The 23,658-nt window shown below is 45.8% G+C and carries 22 protein-coding genes and 1 pseudogene; 12 read left to right on the top strand and 11 right to left on the bottom strand.

Annotation, left to right across the window (positions count from 1 at the left end):
- Window positions 1-30: 30 nt before the first annotated feature.
- Genes coaE through VC178_RS02140 form a run of 5 tightly spaced genes read right to left on the bottom strand, consistent with a single transcriptional unit; the run spans window position 31 to window position 4,556 of the window.
- Window positions 31-675 carry a dephospho-CoA kinase gene (gene coaE, locus VC178_RS02160; RefSeq protein ID WP_416350530.1) on the bottom strand — a complete coding sequence of 215 codons (645 nt, stop codon included), beginning with the start codon at window positions 673-675 and terminating at the stop codon, window positions 31-33.
- Window positions 651-1,151: an A24 family peptidase gene (locus tag VC178_RS02155; protein WP_323481473.1), complete on the bottom strand. Its 501-nt coding sequence runs from the start codon at window positions 1,149-1,151 to the stop codon at window positions 651-653. The genes coaE and VC178_RS02155 overlap by 25 nt, the downstream gene beginning before the upstream one ends.
- A complete protein-coding gene (locus tag VC178_RS02150) occupies window positions 1,151-2,197 on the bottom strand; it encodes a type II secretion system F family protein (protein WP_323481472.1) in 1,047 nt (348 codons plus the stop codon). The genes VC178_RS02155 and VC178_RS02150 overlap by 1 nt, the downstream gene beginning before the upstream one ends.
- Entirely contained in the window at window positions 2,188-3,270 is a 1,083-nt protein-coding gene (locus VC178_RS02145; protein ID WP_323481471.1) for a GspE/PulE family protein, read from the bottom strand. Before VC178_RS02145 ends, VC178_RS02150 begins: the two co-directional genes overlap by 10 nt.
- Window positions 3,267-4,556: an HlyC/CorC family transporter gene (locus VC178_RS02140; RefSeq protein ID WP_323481470.1), complete on the bottom strand. Its 1,290-nt coding sequence runs from the start codon at window positions 4,554-4,556 to the stop codon at window positions 3,267-3,269. Before VC178_RS02140 ends, VC178_RS02145 begins: the two co-directional genes overlap by 4 nt.
- Before the next feature lie 130 nt (window positions 4,557-4,686).
- Here VC178_RS02140 and VC178_RS02135 point away from each other — a divergent pair, with 130 nt between their 5' ends.
- Window positions 4,687-5,199 carry a methylated-DNA--[protein]-cysteine S-methyltransferase gene (locus VC178_RS02135; RefSeq protein ID WP_323481469.1) on the top strand — a complete coding sequence of 171 codons (513 nt, stop codon included), beginning with the start codon at window positions 4,687-4,689 and terminating at the stop codon, window positions 5,197-5,199.
- A 3-nt stretch (window positions 5,200-5,202) separates the two neighbouring features.
- Here the strand turns inward: VC178_RS02135 and VC178_RS02130 are convergent, their stop codons facing one another.
- Window positions 5,203-6,183 (bottom strand): squalene/phytoene synthase family protein, encoded by a 981-nt coding sequence (locus tag VC178_RS02130; protein WP_323481468.1) that lies wholly within the window; start codon window positions 6,181-6,183, stop codon window positions 5,203-5,205.
- Between the two features lie 107 nt (window positions 6,184-6,290).
- Between VC178_RS02130 and VC178_RS02125 the strand changes: the two genes are divergently transcribed.
- On the top strand, window positions 6,291-7,706 hold the full coding sequence (locus VC178_RS02125; protein WP_215296215.1) for a sodium:solute symporter family protein: 1,416 nt from the start codon (window positions 6,291-6,293) through the stop codon (window positions 7,704-7,706).
- Window positions 7,707-7,809: 103 nt separating this feature from the next.
- Window positions 7,810-8,829: a 2-dehydropantoate 2-reductase gene (locus VC178_RS02120; protein WP_215296216.1), complete on the top strand. Its 1,020-nt coding sequence runs from the start codon at window positions 7,810-7,812 to the stop codon at window positions 8,827-8,829.
- A gap of 77 nt (window positions 8,830-8,906) precedes the next feature.
- Here VC178_RS02120 and VC178_RS02115 read toward each other — a convergent pair whose 3' ends face one another.
- Entirely contained in the window at window positions 8,907-9,674 is a 768-nt protein-coding gene (locus VC178_RS02115) for a fumarylacetoacetate hydrolase family protein (RefSeq protein WP_323481467.1), read from the bottom strand.
- A gap of 55 nt (window positions 9,675-9,729) precedes the next feature.
- On the opposite strand from VC178_RS02115, the gene VC178_RS02110 reads away from it, so the two are divergent.
- On the top strand, window positions 9,730-10,665 hold the full coding sequence (locus tag VC178_RS02110; protein ID WP_323481466.1) for a hypothetical protein: 936 nt from the start codon (window positions 9,730-9,732) through the stop codon (window positions 10,663-10,665).
- 6 nt (window positions 10,666-10,671) lie between these two features.
- Here VC178_RS02110 and VC178_RS02105 read toward each other — a convergent pair whose 3' ends face one another.
- Window positions 10,672-11,676 carry a polyprenyl synthetase family protein gene (locus tag VC178_RS02105; protein WP_323481465.1) on the bottom strand — a complete coding sequence of 335 codons (1,005 nt, stop codon included), beginning with the start codon at window positions 11,674-11,676 and terminating at the stop codon, window positions 10,672-10,674.
- Window positions 11,677-11,752: 76 nt separating this feature from the next.
- Between VC178_RS02105 and rplU the strand changes: the two genes are divergently transcribed.
- The 4 genes and pseudogenes from rplU to proB all read left to right on the top strand — a co-directional run.
- Window positions 11,753-12,064, top strand: a complete 312-nt coding sequence (rplU, locus tag VC178_RS02100) for a 50S ribosomal protein L21 (RefSeq protein ID WP_215296220.1) — start codon at window positions 11,753-11,755, stop codon at window positions 12,062-12,064.
- A 19-nt stretch (window positions 12,065-12,083) separates the two neighbouring features.
- A complete protein-coding gene (gene rpmA / locus VC178_RS02095; protein ID WP_011902041.1) occupies window positions 12,084-12,344 on the top strand; it encodes a 50S ribosomal protein L27 in 261 nt (86 codons plus the stop codon).
- An 87-nt stretch (window positions 12,345-12,431) separates the two neighbouring features.
- A complete protein-coding gene (gene obgE / locus VC178_RS02090; protein WP_323481464.1) occupies window positions 12,432-13,526 on the top strand; it encodes a GTPase ObgE in 1,095 nt (364 codons plus the stop codon).
- Between the two features lie 26 nt (window positions 13,527-13,552).
- A pseudogene (gene proB / locus VC178_RS02085) lies at window positions 13,553-14,323 on the top strand (glutamate 5-kinase); the annotation flags it as partial.
- Between the two features lie 26 nt (window positions 14,324-14,349).
- Here proB and VC178_RS02080 read toward each other — a convergent pair.
- Together VC178_RS02080 and VC178_RS02075 are read right to left on the bottom strand one after the other, a co-directional pair.
- Window positions 14,350-14,913, bottom strand: coding sequence for a CNP1-like family protein (locus VC178_RS02080; protein WP_323481463.1), 564 nt, complete (start codon window positions 14,911-14,913; stop codon window positions 14,350-14,352).
- On the bottom strand, window positions 14,913-15,512 hold the full coding sequence (locus VC178_RS02075) for an RNA pyrophosphohydrolase (RefSeq protein WP_323481462.1): 600 nt from the start codon (window positions 15,510-15,512) through the stop codon (window positions 14,913-14,915). The genes VC178_RS02080 and VC178_RS02075 overlap by 1 nt, the downstream gene beginning before the upstream one ends.
- Before the next feature lie 48 nt (window positions 15,513-15,560).
- On the opposite strand from VC178_RS02075, the gene VC178_RS02070 reads away from it, so the two are divergent.
- A complete protein-coding gene (locus tag VC178_RS02070) occupies window positions 15,561-17,309 on the top strand; it encodes a proline--tRNA ligase (RefSeq protein ID WP_323481461.1) in 1,749 nt (582 codons plus the stop codon).
- Window positions 17,310-17,317: 8 nt separating this feature from the next.
- On the opposite strand, the gene ffh is transcribed toward VC178_RS02070, so the two are convergent.
- Window positions 17,318-18,700, bottom strand: coding sequence for a signal recognition particle protein (gene ffh / locus VC178_RS02065; protein WP_323481460.1), 1,383 nt, complete (start codon window positions 18,698-18,700; stop codon window positions 17,318-17,320).
- 17 nt (window positions 18,701-18,717) lie between these two features.
- On the opposite strand from ffh, the gene VC178_RS02060 reads away from it, so the two are divergent.
- The 3 genes from VC178_RS02060 to VC178_RS02050 all read left to right on the top strand — a co-directional run bounded on the left by VC178_RS02060 (window position 18,718) and on the right by VC178_RS02050 (window position 23,652).
- Window positions 18,718-19,572, top strand: a complete 855-nt coding sequence (locus VC178_RS02060; RefSeq protein ID WP_251370026.1) for a cytochrome C assembly family protein — start codon at window positions 18,718-18,720, stop codon at window positions 19,570-19,572.
- 3 nt (window positions 19,573-19,575) lie between these two features.
- On the top strand, window positions 19,576-20,394 hold the full coding sequence (gene ampD, locus VC178_RS02055; protein ID WP_323481459.1) for a 1,6-anhydro-N-acetylmuramyl-L-alanine amidase AmpD: 819 nt from the start codon (window positions 19,576-19,578) through the stop codon (window positions 20,392-20,394).
- Between the two features lie 330 nt (window positions 20,395-20,724).
- On the top strand, window positions 20,725-23,652 hold the full coding sequence (locus VC178_RS02050; RefSeq protein ID WP_416350529.1) for a ribonucleoside-diphosphate reductase subunit alpha: 2,928 nt from the start codon (window positions 20,725-20,727) through the stop codon (window positions 23,650-23,652).
- The last annotated feature ends 6 nt before the right edge of the window (window positions 23,653-23,658 follow it).

Genomic DNA, 23,658 nt, shown 5'->3' with positions numbered 1-23,658 from the left:
GCCCATATTCTATGACGAACTGAGCTGTTCTTACTTAATCTGTAGGATTTTTTCGTGCAAATGGTTTACTTCAGCTTTCAACTTCTCAAAGCTAGCTTGATTCTCAATAACGATATCCGCACTAGCAAGACGATCTTTTCTGGCTGCTTGAGCCTGCAAAATTTTTTCCACCTCTGCCCGGGGTAAATTGCTGCGCTGCATCACTCTGGTAATTTGGACTTCTTCAGGGCAGTCCACCACCACCAACTGGTCAATCAGTCCTTGCCAAGAGCCTGATTCAAGCAGGAGAGGAACGACAAAGACTAAGTAGGGCACACCTTCAGCAGCCAATCGCTTGGCTTGCTTGATAGTCTCTAGGCGGATGAGGGGGTGGGTAATCGCCTCTAAGTTCTTTCTCGCCTCAGGCTTAGCAAATACTAGGGCGCGCATCTTGCCCCTATTTAATGCTCCGGCTGCATCGAGATAGTCGGCGCCGAATTGTTCCTTTATAGCTTCTATTGCCACTCCCTTTGGCGAGGTGATCTGATGGGCTATGAGATCCGTATCTACAATCCCTGCTCCTAAGCTGCCCAGTAAATCGCTGACTGCAGTTTTGCCTGAGCCAATGCCTCCGGTTAGACCGATCAGGGGAATGCGCCCCTTGAGTCCGCTTAAATCGGATTGTTTAGAAACCATGTTTGGAGGATCTGTGGCCATAACAACTCAATGATGCCAGCAACAGCCAGGAATGGCCCAAAAGGAAATGCTGAGCGAATAGATTGCTTTTGGTATCGAAGCCAGATGAGCCCCCCAAGCAGGCCGCTGATGGATGCCACTAATAAAATTCCTGGTAAAGCACTGAGGCCAAACCATGCTCCAAGTGCAGCTAGTAGTTTTGCATCGCCCATGCCGACCCCATTTTGCTTTTTAGCCCATCTATAAATGAAGTTGAGCCCCCATAAAAATGCATATCCAAGGAATGCACCTGCAATCGCATTTGGAAAGCTGGTCAATCCTAAATTTGGAAAGTAATTAAAGACTAAGCCAGCGGCAATGATGGGAATAGTCATGGCATCAGGTAGGCGCAAAGTTCGCAGATCAATATAGGCTAGATATACCAAAGCCAAGATCAGCAAGGTGCGAACTAAATCAATCATCGTTAAAGCATGCATTAAACGATTTGCCCTAAATTAAATATTGGTAGATACAGAATAATGACTAGTCCACCAATGATGATGCCAACTAGCATGATGAGCAAGGGCTCTAGGGTCTGGCTAAGACTATTGAGGCTGCCGCTGAGTTGAGAGCCTAAAGTGTTGGCGCGCTTACTTAGCATCTGTGCAAGAAAGCCACTTTCTGCTCCAATATGAAGCAATTGCAAAGTCTCAGTATCGAAAAAAGAATGTTTTGGATCAGCCTTTTTCAAGGACGCACCTAATGGCCAGCCTCGGGTCAGGTGTTTAAAAACTTCTGCACTGAGATCATGACTGAGCCAGTGATTAGAGGATTGCGCGGTGACGCGTAGCGCATCAGGGAGTGGTAAACCTGACTCTAGAAGATGGCCCAGAGTTCGACACCAGTAAGTCAGGGCAGCCAAGCGAAGCAATTTACCCAGTAGCGGTATCCGAAAGCTCCATTGGTCACACATTTTTTGTACGTAAATAGATTTTATCCAAGCAAGTAAGCAGATGAGAGTGCTAGTAAGAAGGCAGGCACAGATTTCTATAAAGAAATGATTCATGATGGACGATATTTGAATGAGTGCTTTGGTCGGCGGTGGTAATTCTGCTTGAAAGTGACCAAAGACATCTTTAAATACTGGCACTACCCAAATCATCATGACGATGACCAATAGAAGCGAGCTGCTTAAGGTAATGATGGGGTAGCTTAGTGCTTGTTGTACTTTGCGCCTTAATTCAATTTGAGCTTCTAGTTGTTGGCAAATAGTCTTGAGTGCAAGCTCAATATCTCCTGTACGTTCACTCACACGGATCAGATTAATGAACTCCATCGAAAACAGATTGTGTTGTGCCATGAGGCTTTGAGAAAAACTGTTACCTTTCTTTAAATGAGCCTGTACATCCCTGAGCCAATGCTGCCAGTCCTTAGGCGCTGAAGACTGAATGAGTTCAATGGCATTCAAGAGGGCTAGCCCAGCATTAAACAAGGTCAGTAATTGCTGAGCGAAATCTAATTGCGATTGCTTGTTTAGTGCCATGTACATACCTCAGTATCTAAGGTGGCTTGATCAATGTTCCCCTTTTTGACATGATGTAATCCAGCTTCAGCCATATTGAGGTAGGGCAAGGATGGGTCAAATAATTGCTGACGACCTAGAACCTCATGTACTCCGATGCGACCAAAGTAACCAATGCCCTTACAAACTCTACAAACTTCAGAGACATTGCCAGCAGTGCAGTTTTTACATTCACGGCAGAGTGTTCGAACTAAACGCTGAGAGCTGACACTTTGCAAACAAGATTCAAGCGATTCTTGATCTATCCCGAGACTTTTGAGTCTAGTGAGTGCAGCTCTGGCATTGCGCGTGTGTAAGGTGCTTAAAACAAGATGTCCTGTTTGTGCAGCCTGAATTGCAAGTGCCGCAGTAGCCCCATCCCGAATCTCTCCAATCATGATGACATCAGGATCTTGTCTGAGGAGTGCTTTGATAATGACTGGAAAATCAAGGCCTGCGCGTGGGTGATACGCCACTTGATTAACGCCAGGGAGACGGATTTCGATGGGATCCTCAATCGAACAAAGGTTGCGATGGCTTTGATTGAGTGCGTGCAGGCAGCTATAAAGCGTACGCGTTTTGCCGCTGCCTGTCGGGCCCGTTACCAGTATTAAGCCATTAGGTCTTGCAATCGCTTTTTGAAAAATATGCAGTTGCTCAGGTAGTAAACCCGTTTGCTCTAGGGAGAGTTCCTCAAGACGATTGGGAAGGATGCGAATAACTGCTTTTTCACCATGAAGGGTTGGAAGTATTGAGACGCGACAATCAATGGTGGGTTTTGAAAAATCTAAGCCAATGCAGAGACGACCATCTTGAGGAATGCGTTTTTCTGCAATATCTAAACGCGCCAATATCTTGATGCGCGTAATGAGACGCTCATGCAGTTCGGCAGGGTATTGTGACTGAGCTTGGAGTAAGCCATCCACTCGAATGCGAACTTGAGTTCCTAGGGCGCACGCTTCAATGTGAATGTCACTCGCCCTGGCGTGAAGTGCATGTGCTGCGATTTCATACCAGGTGCGAATAATGAGTGAGTCATCTTGAGAAAGGTTCAATCTTGATCTTGATTGAGGGTAGGACGATAGAGTTTGACAGTCTTCACTCCTTGATCATCAAACTGTACGATTTCCATGACAATGCCAGCAATTTTGATACTGACATCGTGGTCAGGAATCGCTTCAAGGTTTTCTAAAATCAGTCCATTTAAAGTTCGTGGCCCATCGAGCGGTAGATTCAAATTCAAAAGACGATTGAGGTCTCGCAAGGACGCTCCGCCACTAGCCAGATAGGTTCCGTCTGAAAGCCAGTGCGGATCGGTCGAGAGGCTGGAGAATGAGGTTGTAAATTCGCCAATGAGCTCCTCCACAATATCCTCAAAGGTAACTAGACCAAGAACCTCGCCATACTCATTCACTACTAGACTTAAGCGTTGCTGGTTGTCTTGGAAAAATTGCATCTGCTGTAATACCGGTGTACCGCTCGGTATGAAGTAAGGCTCATTAACCAAGGATCTAAAGTCTTCGTGCTTTAGGTCTGAATCACCCAACAAAGACAAGGCTTTCTTAACCGATAGGATGCCTACAATTCTTTCGGAGTCGCCATCGCAAACAGGTAATTTGTTGTGATAACAAGTTTCTAATTGCTGAACTACTTCATCAATGGGTCTAGCAAGATCCAAAATTTCTATTTTTGACCTTGGTGTCATGACATCATCCACTGTGATGTTCTCTAGGTTAAATAGATTGAGCAAAATATTGCGATGGTGATTAGAAACAAAGCGATTGGATTCCAAAACCAAGCTACGCAACTCTTCTTTGCTCATCGTCCTACTATCTGAGGATGATTGCAAACCAGAAACCTTCATCAAACCAGAAACAAAACTGTTAATCAGCCAGAGCAAGGGCTTTAATAAGAAAGTCAGCGGCAGAATGAGCCAGCCGACATTGGAGGCAATCTTTTCGGGAAAGGCGGCGCCAATGACCTTGGGAGTAATTTCGCTAAAGATGATGATCAGTAATGCAACTACCAGAGTGGCAATTGATAGAACCAGTCCACTATCACCAAATAGATGGAGAGCAATACCAGTTACCAGAATAGGGAGGATGGTATTGATGAGATTGTTGGATATCAGTAGGACTGATAAAAGGGAATCAATTCGCTTGAGAAGTCTTTCTGCTAGAGCGGCGCCTGCATTACCGCTATTGGCCATGGCGCGTAAGCGATGGCGGTTCGATGACAACATACTGGTTTCGGCCATCGAAAAGAAGCCAGAAAGCGCGAGCAAAAATAGGACTAAGGCAGCCTGGCTATAAAGGGGCCAATCGTCAAAAAAATTGTCCATGGTGTTTGCCTGCAAAAATTAAGGATGATTCAATATAGCAAAGTAGGCTTTCACAAGCCATATTCACAAGCTATGGCTAGGGTAGAAAGGCTTGTAATCTGCCTTACCGAATTATGTGAGAATTATCCCCATGCCTTCTTCTAAAAAATCACCTCTTTCAGAAAGTGCGCGTTACTGCGTCATCGACGCCCCTTTTGGAAAATTGGGGATTTTGACTGAATTAGTCGATGGTAGTCTCATGCTATCGAAGATCGACTACCTGCCAGCTAAAGCCGCTTTATCAAAGCCTCAGAATGAGCTGGCTAAGGAGGTGGCTCAGCAATGCACAGCCTACTTTAAGGATCCAAGGTTCCAATTTGATTTACCTATGAAGCCTATGGGTAGTGTTCACCAGCAAAAGGTATGGCAACAGATTCGGGAGATACCGGCCGGAAAGGCAAAAACCTATGGTGAGGTAGCTAGCGTTATCAAGAGCGGTCCTCGTGCGGTGGGCACTGCATGTGGCGCCAACCCTTTTCCTTTGATCACACCCTGTCATCGCGTCGTTTCCGCGCAAGGTATTGGCGGATTTATGAAAGAAAATTCACCAGGTCTTTATCGCCAAATAAAAATATGGCTTTTAAAGCACGAGGGAGTGCTTTAAGTTTTAAAGGGCTTTTCTAAGTGGGCTTGATGCATTATGAAAAAAGAGCTTCATGAGGGCATCGCTACCAACAGCTACTTTGGTAAAAGCATAAAAAGCCATTACTGTTTTTCTAGAAAGCTTTACTTCATCTTTGTGATCAAATTGTTTACGAGCAGCTATTTTGGAGAGCGTCATCACTGCTAAGCCAAAAGCTAAAAAACAAAAGCGCCTTACCCCAGCCTCTTCTTTCGGAATCAGAAGAATGTAACTCATCGAATCTTGAAGTTTTTGATACGCAATCTTGAGCAGCTCAGCTTGAGTCATATTGCATGGCTTCCATGAGACGCCACGTGCTTTGTCCTCGGGCGAGTCTTTGAGAATGTTAGTCATTTGCAGAGCTTGACCAAAAGCAACCGAGAGAGCCTCGTGTCCCTGAATATTTATTGCAAACTTAGCAGAGTGATTACTAAAGATGCTTGTCAGGAGTTCGCCAACAACTCCGGCGACCACATAGCAATATTTCTCGAACTCTTGCAGATCCCTTAAACCTGATTCAGTTTGCTTCCCATGAAAATGCGACATGCCTTCAGACATGATAGAAACGCAGCGACTCACTGCCGCTTGATCTGCACTTGAGCAAGTATGCAAAATTCTGAGGACGGCTGGGGTATGCGTAATTAAATCAAGCTCATCTTGATTGTCATAGCCCTTTAACTCTTGGAGACAGGGATCGACAAATAACTGTACCGGTAATTTATCCAGAACAGCATCGAGAAATAATTTAGATAATGTTTGCTTAGTCTCTGGGCTGAGGTCTGCGGCATCTTCAATCGTATCGACAATGCGGCAAAGCAGGTAGGTATTGCCAACGACCTTTTCCATCTCTGGTGGTAGCAAGGGGATAGTGAGTGCAAAGGTTCGCGATACCGAGCCCAAAATGGCTTTTTGGTAGGCTAGATCAATATCTAGATTCTCGATAGGGTTAGATTTAGGTGATTGCACCCGTCAATTATGTCAGACGAACTTGCCCTGAATTGGGACTTATTTCCTTAGTAACAAAAGTGACATAGCCATATAATTTCACCAAATTCTGCAAGGAGAAATCAGGCGTGCTGATTTGGTTCGTCATCATTTACTGGGTTATATCGGTTGGCATCGGCCTATGGGCTGCATTGCGCGTAAAAAATACTGCGGACTTTGCAGCAGCAGGTCATAGCCTTCCAATGCCAATTGTGACGGCCACTGTTTTTGCTACCTGGTTTGGATCCGAGACAGTTTTAGGCATTCCTGCCACCTTTTTGAAAGAAGGCTTGGGGGGCGTTGTCTCAGATCCATTTGGCTCCTCTCTTTGTTTGATTTTAGTTGGCCTCTTTTTTGCGCGACATCTCTACAACCGTCGTATGCTCACCATTGGTGATTTCTTTCGGGAAAAATATGGTCGCACTGTAGAGGTCTTGGTAACCCTTTGTATCGTTGTTTCGTATTTGGGTTGGGTTGCTGCTCAGATTAAAGCCTTGGGTTTAGTTTTTAACGTGGTGTCTGAGGGCAGCATTTCTCAAACAGGTGGCATGATGATTGGTGCTGCCAGCGTTTTGATCTACACCCTCTTCGGCGGCATGTGGTCAGTAGCCATTACCGACTTTATTCAGATGATCATTATTGTGATTGGTATGCTGTACATCGGCGGCGAGATGACAGCGCAAACAGGTGGTTTTAGCGTAGTCATTGAACATGCTGCTGCTGCGGGGCAATTTAGTAATTTCTGGCCTGAGATGAATTTGGCATCCATTCTCGGGTTTGTTGCAGCGCTTTGCACCATGATGCTAGGCTCCATTCCACAGCAAGATGTTTTCCAGCGCATTACCTCGAGTAAGAACGTCAACATTGCCGTCAATGCTGCCATTCTCGGTGGCGTGCTTTACTTTATTTTTGCTTTTGTACCGATGTACTTGGCCTATTCGGCGACCTTGATTAATCCTGATTTGGTAAAAGAATACTTAGATACCGATCCACAAATGATTTTGCCAAAACTGATTCTGAATCATGTCCCCATCGTTGCACAGGTGATGTTCTTTGGCGCTTTACTCTCGGCAATTAAGAGTTGCGCCAGTGCAACTCTATTGGCACCTTCAGTGACCTTTGCAGAAAATATTGTGAGAGGCTTTTTCAAGCATCTATCCGATCAAGATTTACTAAAAATCATGCGAATCACAGTGTTGTGTTTTGCCGTAATAGTCACTTTCTTTGCAGTGAATTCTGAGTTGTCTATTTTTAAGATGGTGGAGAGCGCTTACAAGGTGACTCTAGTGGCAGCTTTTGTGCCCCTTGCCTTCGGGGTCTATTGGTCTAAGGCTAATTCTTTGGGCGGTCTATTGGCCGTGGTTGGCGGCCTGACTATTTGGATTAGCTGTGAAATCTTAGCCCCTAATGCCATCATGCCGCCTCAGTTGGCTGGCTTACTGGCCAGTATTGCTGGCATGATTTTGGGTAGTCTAGTACCCAAAGACCTCTTAAAGGCAGTTTAGCTTCAGTAGTGCCTAAAAATTAGGCACTCAAATGTGTTGTAGCCCAAAATGTTCTCCTCTAATATGACAGTAATACTAAATTTTCTATTCTTCTGGGGTTCCTATGAAAATCTGTGTGATCGGAGGAGGTGGCGCCATTGGCGGTTACCTAGCTGTCATGTTGGCGCGATCGGGTAATGATGTAACGGTTGTTGCGCGCGGTGCAACTTTAGCGGCAATTAAAGAGCGTGGCTTGGCATTAATTATGGATGACCAACCCGAGCCTTTAGTGGCAGAAGTAAAAGCAGTAGAAAAAATTAGAGATGCTGAAACACCAGATGTTGTGATCTTGGCAGTGAAGGCCCATCAAGTTGAGCCGATTATTGATGACTTAGCTGCGATCATGGGACCAGAAACGATTTTGATCCCGATGCAAAACGGAATTCCTTGGTGGTATTTCCAAAAACTGGGTGGCGAATTTCAAGATCATTCTGTTGAAACAGTTGATGCTGGTGGTCAAGCAAAGAAGGCCATTAATCCAAACAACATCATTGGTTGTGTTGTGTATCCAGCAACTTTTACTCAAGCTCCGGGTGTGATTCGTCACGTAGAAGGCAATCGTTTCCCATTGGGCGAGCTGGATGGTAAGGTAACTGAACGTATTCAGAAGATGTCTGAGATGATGGGTGCAGCTAGTTTTAAGTCACCCATTTTGGAGGATATCCGTTCTGAAATTTGGCTCAAGCTGTGGGGCAATATGACATTCAATCCAATCAGTTCATTGACTCACGGCACTTTGGAAGGCATTTGCCAATATCCATTAACCAAAGAATTAGCGCGCAGCATGATGGCTGAAGCACAAACGATTGCTGAAAAACTCGGTGTTACTTTCCGCGTGGATATCGAGCGTCGCATTGCGGGTGCTGAGAAGGTGGGCAAGCATAAGACTTCAATGTTGCAGGACTTGGAGGCTGGTCGTAGTTTAGAAATCGATGCACTCTTGGGCTCAGTAATTGAGTTAGGCAAGATTACTCAGACACCTACACCTTGTTTGAATACGGTATTTGCTTTAACGAAATATTTGGATGAAAACGTGCAGGCCTCTAAAGGTAGCTTGGCATTGCCATCGGTATCAGGCTACTAAAAACTTTTAGTTCTTTCAGTAAATAAAAAACCCTTGCTACTTAACATAGCAAGGGTTTTTGTCTTGTAGAGAGTCAACTATTCGAAGCGATTATCGAGTCGACCCACGCCATCAATGATGATGCTGACATTGCTACCAGGTTTCATGGAGCCAACGCCTACTGAAGTGCCGCATGCAATGATGTCACCTGCCTCTAAAGGCACATCTTGGGAAATTAGGCTTACCAATTTGGCTGGTGGGAAGATCATGTCTGATATTGGGTAATTCTGACGCTCTTGATCATTGAGAATAGTTTTGATAGTTAATTTGCTTGGGTCAACATCGGTAGTGATGTAAGGGCCAAAGACACCAAAAGTGTTGAAGCTCTTGGAGCGGGTCCACTGTGCATAACCAGGATCACGATTCAGAATCTCAATGGCAGTGACATCGTTAATACAGGTGTAACCAAAAATCGCTTTTGCTGCCTCAGCCTCATCTGCATCATGGATGCGCTTACCAATCACGATACCAAGTTCTCCCTCATAAACTACTTTTCCTGAATAGGACTTGGGAGTGCGAATCACTTGATTGGTAGCCAGAAAGGAATTATTGCCTTTGAGGAAATACAGCGGCTCGGCAGGTACGGCGTGCTCAAGCTTAGTTACGAGCGCATGAAAGTTATCCACCATGGCAACCATCTTGGATGGGATACATGGGATGTCAATGGTGACATCGACCAATTTTACGGTTTCGCCAGTCGGTTTTGGGTTTTGAAACAAGTCGCCTGAGTACACCGCGATTTGGTCACCCTGCACTTGTCCTAAACCGCTTTTTCCTTGATGATGAAATTTGAGCCATTGAGCCATAATGAGTTCCTATGAATTAAATATTTGATAGTCAATATCTTACAGGGGTGAGTTGATGTCTAAGACTTCTGAGCTCGTTTTTGCACCAGAATTGGATCAGCCCGTTCGTTACATGGAACGCACCCGTAGCTATTATTTAGCTTTGGGATACGACAATCCCTATGTGTGGGCTCACTATATTGATGCGCCATTTACGCCGCTCAAGAAACTCCTCAATCAATCTATTTTGGGTTTAATTACTACCGCAGTACCCTTTGATGCTAGCAAAGGGAATCAAGGTCCTGGTGCCCCTTATAACGCGGCAGCAAAGTTTTATCAGCCCTATCAACATTCAATAGATGGCGATATCGATTTAAGAATTGCGCATGTCGGTATTGATCGTAAAAATGCCAATATGGAAGATATGCCTTGTTGGTTTCCATTGTCAGCAGCTCAGCAGGCTGTAAAGGCGGGCAGGATCCAAGCACTTTCTCCCCATTTTTATGGTTTACCTACTAATCGCAGTCAACGTCATACTCTCGAGATAGACGCCCCAATCATTTTGGACATGTTGCGTGCAGATCATGTTGAGGTCGCTGTTTTAATTCCGAATTGTCCTGTCTGCCATCAGAGCCAAAGTTTATTAGCGAGATATCTGGAGGAAGCAGGTATTTCAACAGTAGTGATGGGCGCAGCAAAAGATATTGTTGAGTATTGTGGCGTTCCCAGATTTTTGTTTAGCGATTTCCCATTAGGAAATGCCGCTGCAAAACTCAAGGATCCCGAGTCTCAGATTCTCAATTTTGAATTAGCACTGCGCCTATTGGAGTCTGCTCCTGCAGCTCGAACCACGATGCAATCACCCCTCGTTTGGTCGGTGGATCCTAGTTGGAAATTGGACTATTCCAATCTGGAAAAGTTATCTAAGCAAGAAGTTGAAAGATTGAGAGATGAAGCTGAACAGGCGCGCATTACAGCGCGTGAACTTAGAATGAAAAGCGTTGGAAATTAAGCGTTTTTAGGTCTGGCGCGAGAGCGAATATTCGCAGAGGGCTTGCAGTGCAGATGTCGCCTCGTTCGCTGGAAAATCCTGAATGCATTCCAAAGCCAAATCTGCTTCACGCTTTGCTGCGGCTTGGGTGTAATCAAGCGCACCAGAACTTTGCACTGCGTTGAGAATTTGTGCAAATACATCATCAGGTAAATCTTGGTTTTGCTCCACCGCTGCGCGGACCAATAAACGTTCTTCATTGCTGCCATTTTCTAGCAGATAGATGAGCGGTAAAGTGGGCTTACCTTCGCGCAAATCATCGCCAGCGTTTTTCCCCATCTGTGAGGAATTGGCTGTGTAATCTAAAAGATCATCCATCAACTGGAATGCAGTGCCAATGTGACGACCAAATGCTGCTGCTTGTTCACGTTGAACGTCTGTGGCATTTGCCAAAATGGCGCCAAGCTCAGTAGAAGCCTCAAACAATTTGGCAGTTTTGTAGCGAATGACTTGTAGGTAGCTCGCTTCGTCAACTTCAGGGTCATTCATATTCAGGAGTTGCAGCACCTCTCCTTCAGCAATCGTATTGGTTGCGTCTGACAGAATTTGCATCACCCGCAGATCGTTTGGCTTGACCATCATCTGAAAGGCTCTGGAATATAAAAAATCGCCCACTAATACGCTAGCGGCGTTGCCAAAAGCGGTATTTGCTGTCTCACGACCCCTTCTCAGCGTGGATTCATCGACTACATCGTCATGTAAGAGGGTGGCAGTATGGATGAATTCAACTACAGCAGCCATTTCTTGGGTATGAGGAGATACTTTGCCATTGCTCAGAGCCTTGGCAACTAACATCAAGAGCGCTGGCCGCACGCGTTTGCCGCCAGCCTGAATGATATAAGCCGAAATTTGGTCAATTAAGGCTACTTTTGAGGCTAAACGCTCACGAATCACCCCATCTAAGTCCTTGAATTCTAAGGAAATAGGGGCCAGGATTTGGCTTAACTCATTGATTTTGACAGTGCTGGTCATGCAAGATATAATAATCGGCTTAGCTTATCCAGGGTGGATTAGCTTAAATGTTAGATATTAATTGAGGTTTCAAACCATGTACGCGGTCATAAAAACCGGTGGCAAACAGTATAAAGTTGCCGCAGGCGAAAAATTGAAAATAGAACAGATACCAGCGGAAATCGGCAGCGAAATCACTCTTGACCAAGTCCTCGCCGTTGGCGAAGGCGCTTCACTGAAGTTAGGTGATCCAATGGTTAATGGTGCAGCTGTGATGGCCACTGTCGTCTCCCAAGGACGTCACGATAAAGTGACAATCTTTAAGATGCGCCGTCGCAAGCATTATCAAAAGCACCAAGGCCATCGTCAGAATTTCACTGAAATTTTGATCAATACGATTAAAGCCTAATTCAGGGTAGGAGAAAGATATGGCACAGAAAAAAGGCGGCGGCTCAACACGAAATGGTCGCGACTCGGAATCGAAACGCTTAGGCGTTAAGGTATTTGGCGGCGAGCATATTAATGCTGGCAGCATCATTATTCGTCAACGTGGCACACGTGTTCATCCAGGTGCTAACGTTGGTATTGGTAAAGATCACACTTTGTTCGCCTTAATTGACGGTCAAGTGGAATTCGGCGTTAAGGGTGCTTTGAAGAAGGCCCAAGTTTCAGTTTTGCCTCGTTCATAAGGCGCCTGACTGAGACTCGTTTGATTCAGATTCATTCCGAATTTAACTCTTAGGAACAGGCCTCGCTAAGCGAGGCCTTTTTTATTCATGAAATTTATAGACGAAGCACGTATTGAAGTCATAGCTGGCCAGGGTGGCGCCGGGAGTGCTTCCATGCGCCGCGAAAAGTTTATTGAATTTGGCGGACCCGATGGCGGTGATGGTGGTAAGGGCGGGAGCGTTTGGGCAACGGCTGATCGAAATATCAATACCTTGATTGATTACCGCTACGCTAAAACACATACTGCAAAAAATGGTGAGCCAGGCCGAGGCGCTGACTGCTATGGTCGTGCAGGTGATGATATTGAATTGCGCATGCCAGTAGGCACCATCATTTCTGACTATGAAACCGGTGAGCCGATTGCAGACTTAACAACTCATGGTGAGCGTTTGTGTTTGGCACAAGGTGGTGTTGGTGGTTGGGGCAATATTCACTTTAAGAGCAGTACAAATAGAGCGCCACGTCAAAAGACCAATGGCAAGCCTGGTGAACGTCGCAAACTCAAACTCGAATTAAAAGTATTGGCTGATGTGGGTTTGTTGGGCATGCCAAATGCTGGTAAGTCTACTTTGATTACCGCCGTATCCAATGCGCGCCCAAAAATTGCGGACTATCCATTTACAACGCTTCATCCTAATTTGGGTGTAGTGCGTGTCGGTAATGAGCGGAGCTTTGTGATCGCAGATATTCCTGGGTTAATTGAGGGTGCGGCAGAGGGTGCAGGTCTAGGCCATCGTTTCTTGCGTCACTTGCAACGTACTGGAGTTCTCTTGCACCTAGTTGATCTAGCCCCATTTGATGAGAATGTAGATCCAGTAGCGGATGCCAAGGCGATCGTGAATGAATTACGTAAATACGATGAGGCTTTGGTTGAAAAGCCACGCTGGTTGGTCTTAAACAAGGTCGACATGATTCCTGAAGAGGATCGTCAAAAAGTTGTTGCTGACTTTATCAAAAAGTTTAAGTGGAAAGGTCCTGTATTTGAGATATCTGCTTTAACTGGGCTGGGTTGCGACAAGCTTTGTTATTCCCTGCAAGATTATTTGGATTCTGTACGTCGTGATCGTGATGATGCTGAGGAGCGCGCAGCAGACCCACGCTATCAAGATCAAGCGCAAGACAAAGATAAAACTCCAGATTAAAAGTTAATTGAGCATCTTCATTTGCTATGAACCTTAAACAAACTAAACGTATCGTTGTCAAAGTTGGATCTAGCCTAGTCACAAATAATGGTGAGGGCTTAGATCATGTTGCTATTGGCATGTGGGCAGAACAAATTGCGGGTTTACTAGAGGCTGGTCATGAAGTTTTAATGGTGAGCTCGGGCGCGATTGCTGAAGGTATGCAGCGTTTGGGTTGGCCTAAGCGTCCACAAGAAATTCATCAATTACAGGCTGCTGCTGCCGTTGGTCAAATGGGTTTAGTGCAGGTATATGAGAGCTGTTTTGCACGCTTTAATTTGCGTAGTGCCCAGGTTTTACTTACCAACGCAGACTTAGCCCATACTGAACGTAATGCGAATGCAAAAGGTACCCTAGACACCTTGTTGAAATTAGGCGTAGTGCCTATCATCAATGAGAATGACACCGTCGTTACTGACGAAATTAAATTTGGTGATAACGATAGTCTCGCTGCCTTGGTGACAAACCTAGTGCATGCAGACCTCTTAGTGATTCTCACTGATCAGGGTGGTTTATTTACCGCTGATCCTCGTCAAAATCCGGATGCAACCCTCTTGATCGATGCGATTGCTGGGGATCCTGCCCTGGAAAAAATGGCTGGCGGGGCGGCAAGTGAGCTGAGTAAAGGCGGCATGCTGACTAAAGTATTAGCGGCAAAAATTGCAGTCCAAACTGGCGCATCTACGGTGATTGCTTCAGGTCGTGAGCCAGAGGTGTTAACACGCCTTCTAGCTGGCGAGAAAATTGGTACTTGCCTAAGCCCTAAATAAACTGCATTGCCACTTTATTGAATACCAAATGAGTTGGTTGGCTTGGTGCCACCTGTAAATCCATTGGGATTTAGAGATTGAAGGATAGTCTTGATATTCTTTTCTTGCGAGTTGAAATTGCAAAATGCACCTTGCGCTAAAGCCGCTTGGTAGCGATTGGGAACATTGTTTTGGATCCCCCTCCAGCTAGAAAGCGGATTTTCTCTCCAAGCACTATTTTCCAAGTTGCCATATAGGCGCCATTGGAATGAATCACAACGGATGCCCTCATATTGTGCTTGTTGACCACCGCTGGGATTTGTCATCACAACAATGTAGCGAGTTACGCCATCGGCACCAATCAAAATCGAGTCGGTGTCGACCGCAAATTTAAAAATAGTGTGTTGTGACACGTAAAAAGGGAGCAGAGTTAATGGATTGGGCGGGTTCAGGGGCATTTTGGTCGCACCTTCTTTAAACACCATCGGCGCGAAAGGATCAAGACCGCTTTGCATGGGATCACCAGCACAGGCCAGTAAAGTTAAGGCAGCACAAATACAAGAGACATATTGGCTAAGGGTGCGAAAGAAAGAACTCATTATTTTTGCTTATCCGATTTAGTAGACTCTTGATGAATCTCGTCGCCCTTGGAGTAAAAAGATTGCAGGAGATCTAAAGGCGTTCCCCAGGCTAATTGTTGCATGCGGACCCCTTTAGCAAGATAGCGGGCAAGCTCAGATAAAGCCAGTTGATAAACTTCGCGTTTAAAACCAATAACAGCATCAAGCTGAATCCAAAATGGAACCCAGCGCCAAGCATCAAATTCAGGATGTTCCGTAGCTCTTAATTGAATATCGCTATCTAAGCCGACTAGACGAAGTAGAAACCAGATTTGTTTTTGACCACGGTAGGCGGCACGGTGAACGCGGGTGGCATGTTGACGACGTAAATATTCCTCAGGGACGTCATAACGAAGCCAGTCCCTGGTTCGTCCAATAATCTGGACATGTTCCGGTAGCAAGCCAACCTCTTCATGCAATTCGCGGTACATTGCCTGTTCAGGACTCTCGCCATGCGATATTCCGCCCTGCGGGAACTGCCACGAATGCTGCCCAACGCGCTTTCCCCAGAAAACCTCGTTACGGCTGTTGAGGAGGACAATGCCGACATTGGGTCTATACCCTTCACGGTCAAGCATGATCGTGCCCCAAATCCTTTAAAATCAATGATTTGATTATATCCATACATGAAAGCATCACAATCATTTCTCGCCACGCTAAAAGAAGCCCCCTCTGACGCTGAGGTGGTTTCGCATAAGCTCATGGTGCGAGCAGGTTTAATTCGTAAGCTGAGTGCCGGTATTTATAACTACTTGCCGCTGGGATTAAAAGTGATCCGCAAGGTTGAAAATATCATTCGCGAAGAAATGAATCGTGCTGGCGCAATTGAATTGCTAATGCCAATAATTCAGCCTGCTGAATTATGGCAAGAGACTGGTCGATGGGAAAAGATGGGGCCTGAGTTGCTCCGCATTAAAGATCGTCACGATCGCGATTTCTTAATTCAGCCAACCTCGGAAGAAGTTATTACCGATTTAGCTCGCAACGAGATCAAGAGTTACAAGCAGTTACCAGTCAACTTCTATCAAATACAAACGAAGTTCCGCGATGAGCGTCGCCCACGTTTTGGAATCATGCGTGGTCGTGAGTTCAGCATGAAAGACGCTTACTCATTTGATCGAGATGCTGAAGGCTTAAAGAAGTCCTATCAAATCATGTTTGATGCTTATACCCGTATCTTTAAGCGAATGGGACTCAAGTTCCGTGCGGTGACAGCAGATAACGGCGCGATTGGTGGCTCAGGTAGCCAAGAGTTTCATGTGATTGCCGATACCGGTGAAGATGCGATTGTCTATTGCCCGAGTTCAGATTACGCAGCCAACCTAGAGGCGGCAGAATCCCTTGTATTGATTGCTCAACGTGCTGCTGCAAGTACTGCATTGAATAAGGTTCCAACACCGAATAAGAGTACGTGTGCTGATGTTGCCCAGTTTCTCAAGCTTCCATTAGAAAAGACCGTCAAGACTTTATTGTTTGCTGCTGATCAAGAAAAAGGTCCAGCCAAACTCTTTATGTTGTTAGTGCGTGGGGACCATGAGCTTAATGAAGTGAAGGCAAGCAAGATTCCAGGGATGGTCGAATCTCGCTTTGCAACTGAAGCAGAAATTAAACAAGCTTGTAATGCACCTGCCGGCTACTTGGGTCCGGTTGGCGTCAGTGCTGACGTCACAGTGGTCGCGGATCGTACAGTTGCCAATATGGCTGACTTTGTGTGTGGTGCAAACGAGGCTGGCCACCATTTAACTGGCGTGAACTGGGGCCGTGATTTACCAGAGCCACTCGTCTTAGATATTCGTAATGCGGTCATTGGCGATCCTTCGCCTGACGGTAAAGGTGTTGTTGATATCTGCCGCGGCATTGAAGTCGGTCACGTTTTCCAGTTGGGCACTCGTTATTCCGAAGCCATGGGTTGTACATACTTGGATCAACAAGGTAAAGCACAGCCGATGGTGATGGGTTGTTACGGTATCGGTGTTACTCGATTGCTAGGCGCTGCAATTGAACAAGGTCACGATGAGCGCGGCATTATTTGGCCGATCTCGATGGCGCCATTTGAAGTCGTGATTTGCCCAATGGGTTACGAGAAATCTGAACAAGTAAAAGTAGCATGCGATCAGTTGCATCATGAATTACTGACGGCTGGGATCGATGTGATTTTGGATGATCGTAATGAGCGTCCGGGTGCAATGTTTGCTGACTGGGAATTGATTGGCGCGCCATTCCGCGTTGTTATTGGTGATCGTGGCTTGGCAGATTCTCAAGTGGAATTCAAAGGGCGCACTGATGCGGAATCACAAAATATCCCGCTAGCGCAAATCAAAGAGAAAGTAATTACTGCGGTTCAAGCGTCAAAGAGTTCAGTTAATTCACTTTAGTTAGCGATTTATTTTTTGAAGAGCCCGCCAATACCCTTGGCGGCGCCTTTAGCGGCCATCGTTGCCATGGTGCGCGCCATCTTCCCGCCTTTGAATTGCTTCATCATGGTTTGCATTTGCTCAAACTGAGTAAGTAGACGGTTTACTTCTTGCACCTCTACGCCAGCACCTGCAGCAATACGCCGTTTGCGACTCGCTTTGAGTAACTCAGGTTTACTGCGCTCACGCGGAGTCATACTGTCGATGATTCCGCGCATCCGCTTGGTTTGTTTATCGGCATTACTCAGATTGGTTTTGGTTGCCGCTTGAGCTACTTGGCTTGGGAGTTTATCCATCAAGCTAGCCATACCACCCATCTTTTGCATTTGCAGAAGTTGATCGCGAAAATCCTCGAGATCAAAACCGCCCTTAGAAATCTTGCTAGCTAATTTTTCTGCTTTAGCAACATCCACGTGTTGCTGGGCTTGTTCAACCAAGGCTAGGATGTCGCCCATACCAAGGATGCGGTTAGCCATCCGCTCAGCATCAAAGGCTTCAAGGCCATCCATCTTTTCTGCCACCCCAATAAATTTGAGTGGCACACCAGTCACCTGACGAACAGAGAGGGCTGCACCGCCGCGTGAGTCACCATCTAACTTAGTGAGGATGACGCCGGTAAGTGGGAGCGCTTCATGGAATGCTTTAGCAGTATTGACGGCATCTTGACCAAGCATGGCATCCACTACAAATAAGGTCTCGATCGGATGTAAGCTCGCATGCAAAGTTTTGATTTCTTGCATGAGTGCCTCATCAATGCCCAGGCGTCCTGCCGTATCAACAATGACTACGTCAAAATAATGACGGCGTGCCCAGTCGAGTGCAGCAGTTGCAATGTCATTTGGTTTTTGATTGATACTGCTGGGGAAAAATTCTGCGCCAACTTGTTTGGTAACCGTTTCTAACTGTTCGATAGCAGCTGGGCGGTATACGTCGCAAGAAACGGTGAGAACTTTCTTTTTCTTTTTTTCTTGGAGCCATTTGGCTAGCTTACCGACGGAGGTAGTCTTACCAGCACCCTGTAAGCCTGCCATCAGAATCACGGCGGGCGGTTGAGTGGCTAAATTGAGTTCACCACTTTGCTGAACATCGCCCCTCATGACTTGGGCCAGCTCGCGCTGAACTACGCCAACGAGCGCCTGACCAGGGCTGAGGCTTCCAACCACTTCCTCGCCAAGGGCTTTAAATTTAATTTGTTCCAGGAGAGATTTGACAACGGGGAGGGCTACGTCGGCTTCTAATAAGGCCAAACGGATCTCCCGCAGCATTTCTGCAGTGTTTTCTTCCGTTAGGCGGGCTTGACCCCGCATGGTTTTAACAACGCGAGATAGGCGGTCGGTAAGGTTTTGTAGCATTTATCGATTAGACTTTGATGATGAACATTTTAGATTACTTAAGTCTCGACGCCCTTATCCCCCTGTGCTATTTGATTCTGTTGATCTTTTTGGGCTTAAGGTCCAAGAAAAGAGAGAGCCAATCCTCCCAGTCATCTTTACTGGTGAGAGCGCTGATATTTGCATTACTGGTAGTGCATGGTATTCAGATTCATGAATCCGTTTTCACGCCAGAAGGCTTTGTATTTGGCTTTGCCCAAGATTTATCCCTGACTGCCTGGGTAGGCTTGGCATTTTATTGGTTCCAATCTTGGTTTTTACCAATCGCCAGTTTGCTCTGGATGTCGGTTTTATTTGCTTTATTTTGTTCCTTGCTGCCACTCTTTTTCCCAGGTACCTTGATTTCTCCAGAGGCTGTTTCAGATCCTTGGTTTAAGGCGCACTTTATTGTGGCAACTGTTTCTGTGGGCTTATTAAGTTTGGCGGCAATGCAAGCAATGTTAATGAGTGCCTATGACCGCGCCTTACATCAACAGCTTGGGATTCTGCCCAATAGCCGCGTGGCTTTTTGGCTGGATGATCTACCACCTTTGATGACTATTGAAAGTCTCTTATTTAACCTGTTATATGTTGGTTTTGGTCTGCTGACGCTCACCGTATTTTCGGGTCTATTATTTTCTCAAGCATTGTTTGGTAAACCCTTTGTTTGGGACCACAAAACAATTTTTGCCGTAGTGTCTTGGCTTCTATTTGCTGGATTAATTATTGCCCGCTGGAGAGTTGGGCTCAGAGGTAGACTCGCAATTCGTTTGGTCTTGAGTGCCTATGTTGCCCTATTACTCGCTTATGTTGGTAGCCGTTTTGTATTGGAAGTGATTCTTCAGCGAGCATGATCCTTGTTTAAGTGGCTTCTTTTATTTGCTGGCGCATATCTTTTTTATCTCTGGATAAAGGGTAAAAAGCAAATCAAGGCAAATCAGGCAGCTGCAGCGAACCCTAAGCCAGATACAGCTCACAAGACCTTTGAGCCCGAGATCATGGTGCCTTGTCAGCATTGCAAAGTACACCTTCCAAAATCTGAAGCAATCGCTCATGAGCAACGTTTTTATTGCTCTCATGAGCATCTTAATTCACTGGATGAAGAGGGGTGGATAGGTTCTGCTCAATGGCGTACTTCACCGCATCAAGATGTGAGACCAGACAGCACACAACCAGATCTTGTGGTCATGCATCACATTAGTTTGCCGCCGGGACAATTTAAATCCCAAGACTGTAGCTCTTACATCGTGGATTTTTTCCAAAATAAGCTTGATCCAAATGCGCATCCTTATTTTGCGGAAATTGCCGAGCAAAAAGTATCTAGTCACTTTCTGATTACCCGCTCTGGTGAGTTGATTCAGTTTGTTTCAACCCGAAACAAGGCTTGGCATGCTGGAGTCTCTTCATTTTTGGGTAGGGAAAAGTGTAATGACTTTTCTATTGGCATTGAGTTGGAGGGCGATGGAGATACGCCCTTTGAAGAAGTTCAGTACAAAACTTTGGCAGGCCTAATAAAAAAATTAGAAGTAAGTTATCCCCATCTTCAATTTGCAGGACACAGCGATATCGCGCCCGATAGAAAAACCGATCCTGGAATCTTTTTTGATTGGAAAAAGTTCCAAAATGAGACAGGTGCCTCTACCAAAAACCTTCCTTATGGGATTGCTTCTCGCTAGTCTGTTTTAAGTATGTAAGCGTACGCTTACTTTTTTAGCCTTTTCCTAAAAGGGCTAAAAATCATGCACCAAATTGCCCCCAAGATCATTAGATTCCTTAGTAAAAATACTTATGAAATTTTGTTAGAAAAAGCTTACCAAAGGGTAAATATTTCCCTATACTTAGTACCCAATGCCCTTCGAGACACTAGATGTAGTGTTTGAATCCAGCAATACACCATTGTTTTTTAACGATATTTTGTCCAAATAACTATATAGAGACGTAGGAATAACATGACATACGCAAATCCACAGACGGCAGGTCAAACACCGGGAGCAAATAACCCAGGAATGAGTCCTGCGGGGGCGATTAATCAGACCCCTTCTGCTAGCTTTGTAGCTGGCGGTGTTGGTGGAGCCCAAGCTACCCAGTTGTCTGACTACAAAATTATTCGCCGTAATGGCTCAGTGGTAGCTTTTGAGCCTTCTAAGATTGCGATTGCGGTAACTAAAGCATTTTTGGCGGTTAATGGTGGTCAGGGTGCGGCATCAGCACGCGTGCGCGAGCAAGTTGAGCAATTAACTCATGCAGTAGTGCGCGCTCTATTGCGTAGCCGTCCTAATGGCGGTACTTTCCACATTGAAGATATTCAAGACCAAGTTGAATTGGCTTTGATGCGTAGTGGTGAGCACAACGTTGCCCGTGCCTATGTTCTTTATCGCGAGAAGCGCAATCAAGAGCGTGCTGCCCAACAAGAAATCAATCAAGAAACGCAAGCGGCTCATCAAGCTGGTGAATCCGGCATTAAGGTGACTGATAACGGCGTTGAGAAGTATCTCGATATGGCAGCTTTGCGCACTGTGATTGAAGCCGCATGTGAAGGCCTGGGCAATCACATTGATGCAAGCCCAATCATTACTGAAACTATCAAGAACTTGTACGATGGCGTGCCTATGGCGCAAGTTTATGACTCCGCTATTTTGGCTTCACGTACCTTGATCGAAAAAGATCCTGCATATAGTCAAGTAACTGCACGCATCCTGATGCACGTGATCCGTAAGGAAATTTTTGGTAAGGAAGTATTGCAAGGCGATACCCAAGCTGAATACAGCACCTACTTTGCTAAGTACATCAATGAAGGTATCTCTGCAGAATTGTTAGACCCACGCATGCGTGATTTTGATTTGCCAAAATTGGCTACTGCATTGAACGCGAGCCGTGATTTGCAGTTCAACTACCTTGGTCTCCAGACTTTGTATGACCGCTATTTCTTGCACATTGAAGATCGTCGTATTGAAATGCCACAGGCTTTCTTCATGCGTGTTGCAATGGGCTTGGCAATGAATGAGTTGGATCGCGAGAGTCGTGCGATTGAGTTCTATGAAATCCTCTCTACATTTGATTTCATGTCCAGCACACCAACTTTGTTTAATTCAGCAACGACTCGTCCACAGCTCTCTAGCTGCTATTTGACAACTGTTGAAGACGATCTTGATGGCATCTACGAAGCGTTGAAAGAAAATGCCTTGTTATCTAAGTTTGCTGGTGGCTTGGGTAATGATTGGACTAACGTCCGCGCCCTAGGAAGCCATATCAAAGGTACTAACGGTAAATCGCAAGGTGTTGTGCCATTCCTCAAAGTGGTGAATGACACTGCAGTTGCTGTGAACCAAGGCGGTAAGCGTAAGGGTGCAGTTTGCGCCTACTTAGAAACATGGCACTTGGATATTGAAGAGTTCTTAGAATTGCGTAAGAACACTGGTGATGACCGTCGTCGTACCCACGACATGAATACTTCTAACTGGATTCCTGACTTGTTCATGAAGCGTGTCATGGAAAACGGTGACTGGACTTTGTTCTCACCTTCTAATACTCCGGATTTGCATGATAAGTTTGGCAAGGCGTTTGAAGAGGCTTATGTTGCCTATGAGCAAAAAGCAGATCGTGGTGAGTTAAAGCCATTCCGCAGAATTCCAGCGCAACAATTGTGGCGCAAGATGCTTGGTATGTTGTTTGAAACTGGTCACCCATGGATCACTTTCAAAGATCCTTGCAACATCCGTAGCCCACAGCAACATATTGGCGTGGTTCACTCATCTAACCTGTGTACTGAAATTACTCTCAATACCAATGAGGAAGAGATTGCAGTTTGTAACTTGGGTTCTGTGAACTTAACTGCGCATATGACTACTGATGCAAGCGGTAAATTGGTCTTAGATCACGAGAAGCTCCAGAAAACTGTGCGCACTGCAATGCGCATGCTCGATAACGTGATCGATATTAACTACTACGCGGTTGCTAAGGCACGTAATTCCAATCTGAAGCACCGTCCGGTTGGCATGGGCATTATGGGCTTCCAGGATTGCTTGCATATGCAACGTATTCCTTACGCTAGCGATGCAGCCGTGAAGTTTGCAGATTCCTCTATGGAAGCAGTGTGCTACTACGCTTATCAAGCTTCTTGTGAGTTGGCTGAAGAGCGCGGTGTTTATAGCACCTATAAAGGCTCTTTATGGGATCGTGGCATCCTCCCACAAGATTCAGTGGCCTTATTGGCAGCTGAGCGCGGTGGTTATGTAGAAGTGGATAACTCATCCACTATGGATTGGAGCGGTTTGCGTGCCCGGATCAAACAACACGGTATGCGTAACTCCAATTGCGTAGCTATTGCGCCTACGGCAACGATCTCCAACATCATTGGTGTTTCTGCTTGTATCGAGCCAACCTTCCAGAACTTGTTTGTGAAGTCCAACCTATCCGGTGAGTTCACGGTGGTAAACGAGTACTTGGTGCGGGATTTGAAGGATCGTGGTCTTTGGGATGAAGTGATGATTGCCGACTTGAAGTACTTTGATGGCACTTTATCGAAGATCGATCGTATTCCACAAGATTTGCGTGATCTGTATGCGACCGCCTTTGAAGTCGAGCCAAGTTGGTTGGTTGAAGCGGCTTCCCGTCGTCAAAAATGGATTGACCAGGCTCAGTCATTGAATATCTACATGGGCGGTGCATCTGGTAAGAAATTGGACGACACCTATAAGCTGGCTTGGTTGCGTGGTCTAAAGACCACTTATTACCTCCGCACGATGGCCGCAACCCACGTTGAGAAATCAACCGTGGCTAGTGGTCAATTGAACTCAGTCTCGAGTGGTGGTGGCGTAAATGGAACTGATGCGACAGCTGCTGCAAATGCAACTGGTGCAGTAGAGGCTGATGGCCCAGTTTGCACAATGCGCCCAGGTGATGCTGGCTTTGAAGAATGTGAAGCATGCCAATAAGCCATT

The organism is Polynucleobacter sp. AP-Sanab-80-C2 (assembly GCF_035012965.1).
Classification (GTDB): domain Bacteria; phylum Pseudomonadota; class Gammaproteobacteria; order Burkholderiales; family Burkholderiaceae; genus Polynucleobacter.
Note: the sequence above shows the minus strand (reverse complement) of the source record. Positions and strands in the feature narration are given on the sequence as shown.

Coding starts and splice junctions, on each gene's coding strand:
- coaE (WP_416350530.1), bottom strand. CDS start 675: ATGGTTTCTAAACAATCCGATTTAAGCGGACTCAAGGGGCGCATTCCC.
- VC178_RS02155 (WP_323481473.1), bottom strand. CDS start 1,151: ATGCATGCTTTAACGATGATTGATTTAGTTCGCACCTTGCTGATCTTG.
- VC178_RS02150 (WP_323481472.1), bottom strand. CDS start 2,197: ATGGCACTAAACAAGCAATCGCAATTAGATTTCGCTCAGCAATTACTG.
- VC178_RS02140 (WP_323481470.1), bottom strand. CDS start 4,556: ATGGACAATTTTTTTGACGATTGGCCCCTTTATAGCCAGGCTGCCTTA.
- VC178_RS02135 (WP_323481469.1), top strand. CDS start 4,687: ATGCCTTCTTCTAAAAAATCACCTCTTTCAGAAAGTGCGCGTTACTGC.
- VC178_RS02120 (WP_215296216.1), top strand. CDS start 7,810: ATGAAAATCTGTGTGATCGGAGGAGGTGGCGCCATTGGCGGTTACCTA.
- VC178_RS02115 (WP_323481467.1), bottom strand. CDS start 9,674: ATGGCTCAATGGCTCAAATTTCATCATCAAGGAAAAAGCGGTTTAGGA.
- VC178_RS02110 (WP_323481466.1), top strand. CDS start 9,730: ATGTCTAAGACTTCTGAGCTCGTTTTTGCACCAGAATTGGATCAGCCC.
- VC178_RS02105 (WP_323481465.1), bottom strand. CDS start 11,676: ATGACCAGCACTGTCAAAATCAATGAGTTAAGCCAAATCCTGGCCCCT.
- rplU (WP_215296220.1), top strand. CDS start 11,753: ATGTACGCGGTCATAAAAACCGGTGGCAAACAGTATAAAGTTGCCGCA.
- rpmA (WP_011902041.1), top strand. CDS start 12,084: ATGGCACAGAAAAAAGGCGGCGGCTCAACACGAAATGGTCGCGACTCG.
- obgE (WP_323481464.1), top strand. CDS start 12,432: ATGAAATTTATAGACGAAGCACGTATTGAAGTCATAGCTGGCCAGGGT.
- VC178_RS02080 (WP_323481463.1), bottom strand. CDS start 14,913: ATGAGTTCTTTCTTTCGCACCCTTAGCCAATATGTCTCTTGTATTTGT.
- VC178_RS02075 (WP_323481462.1), bottom strand. CDS start 15,512: ATGCTTGACCGTGAAGGGTATAGACCCAATGTCGGCATTGTCCTCCTC.
- VC178_RS02070 (WP_323481461.1), top strand. CDS start 15,561: ATGAAAGCATCACAATCATTTCTCGCCACGCTAAAAGAAGCCCCCTCT.
- ffh (WP_323481460.1), bottom strand. CDS start 18,700: ATGCTACAAAACCTTACCGACCGCCTATCTCGCGTTGTTAAAACCATG.
- VC178_RS02060 (WP_251370026.1), top strand. CDS start 18,718: ATGATGAACATTTTAGATTACTTAAGTCTCGACGCCCTTATCCCCCTG.
- VC178_RS02050 (WP_416350529.1), top strand. CDS start 20,725: ATGAGTCCTGCGGGGGCGATTAATCAGACCCCTTCTGCTAGCTTTGTA.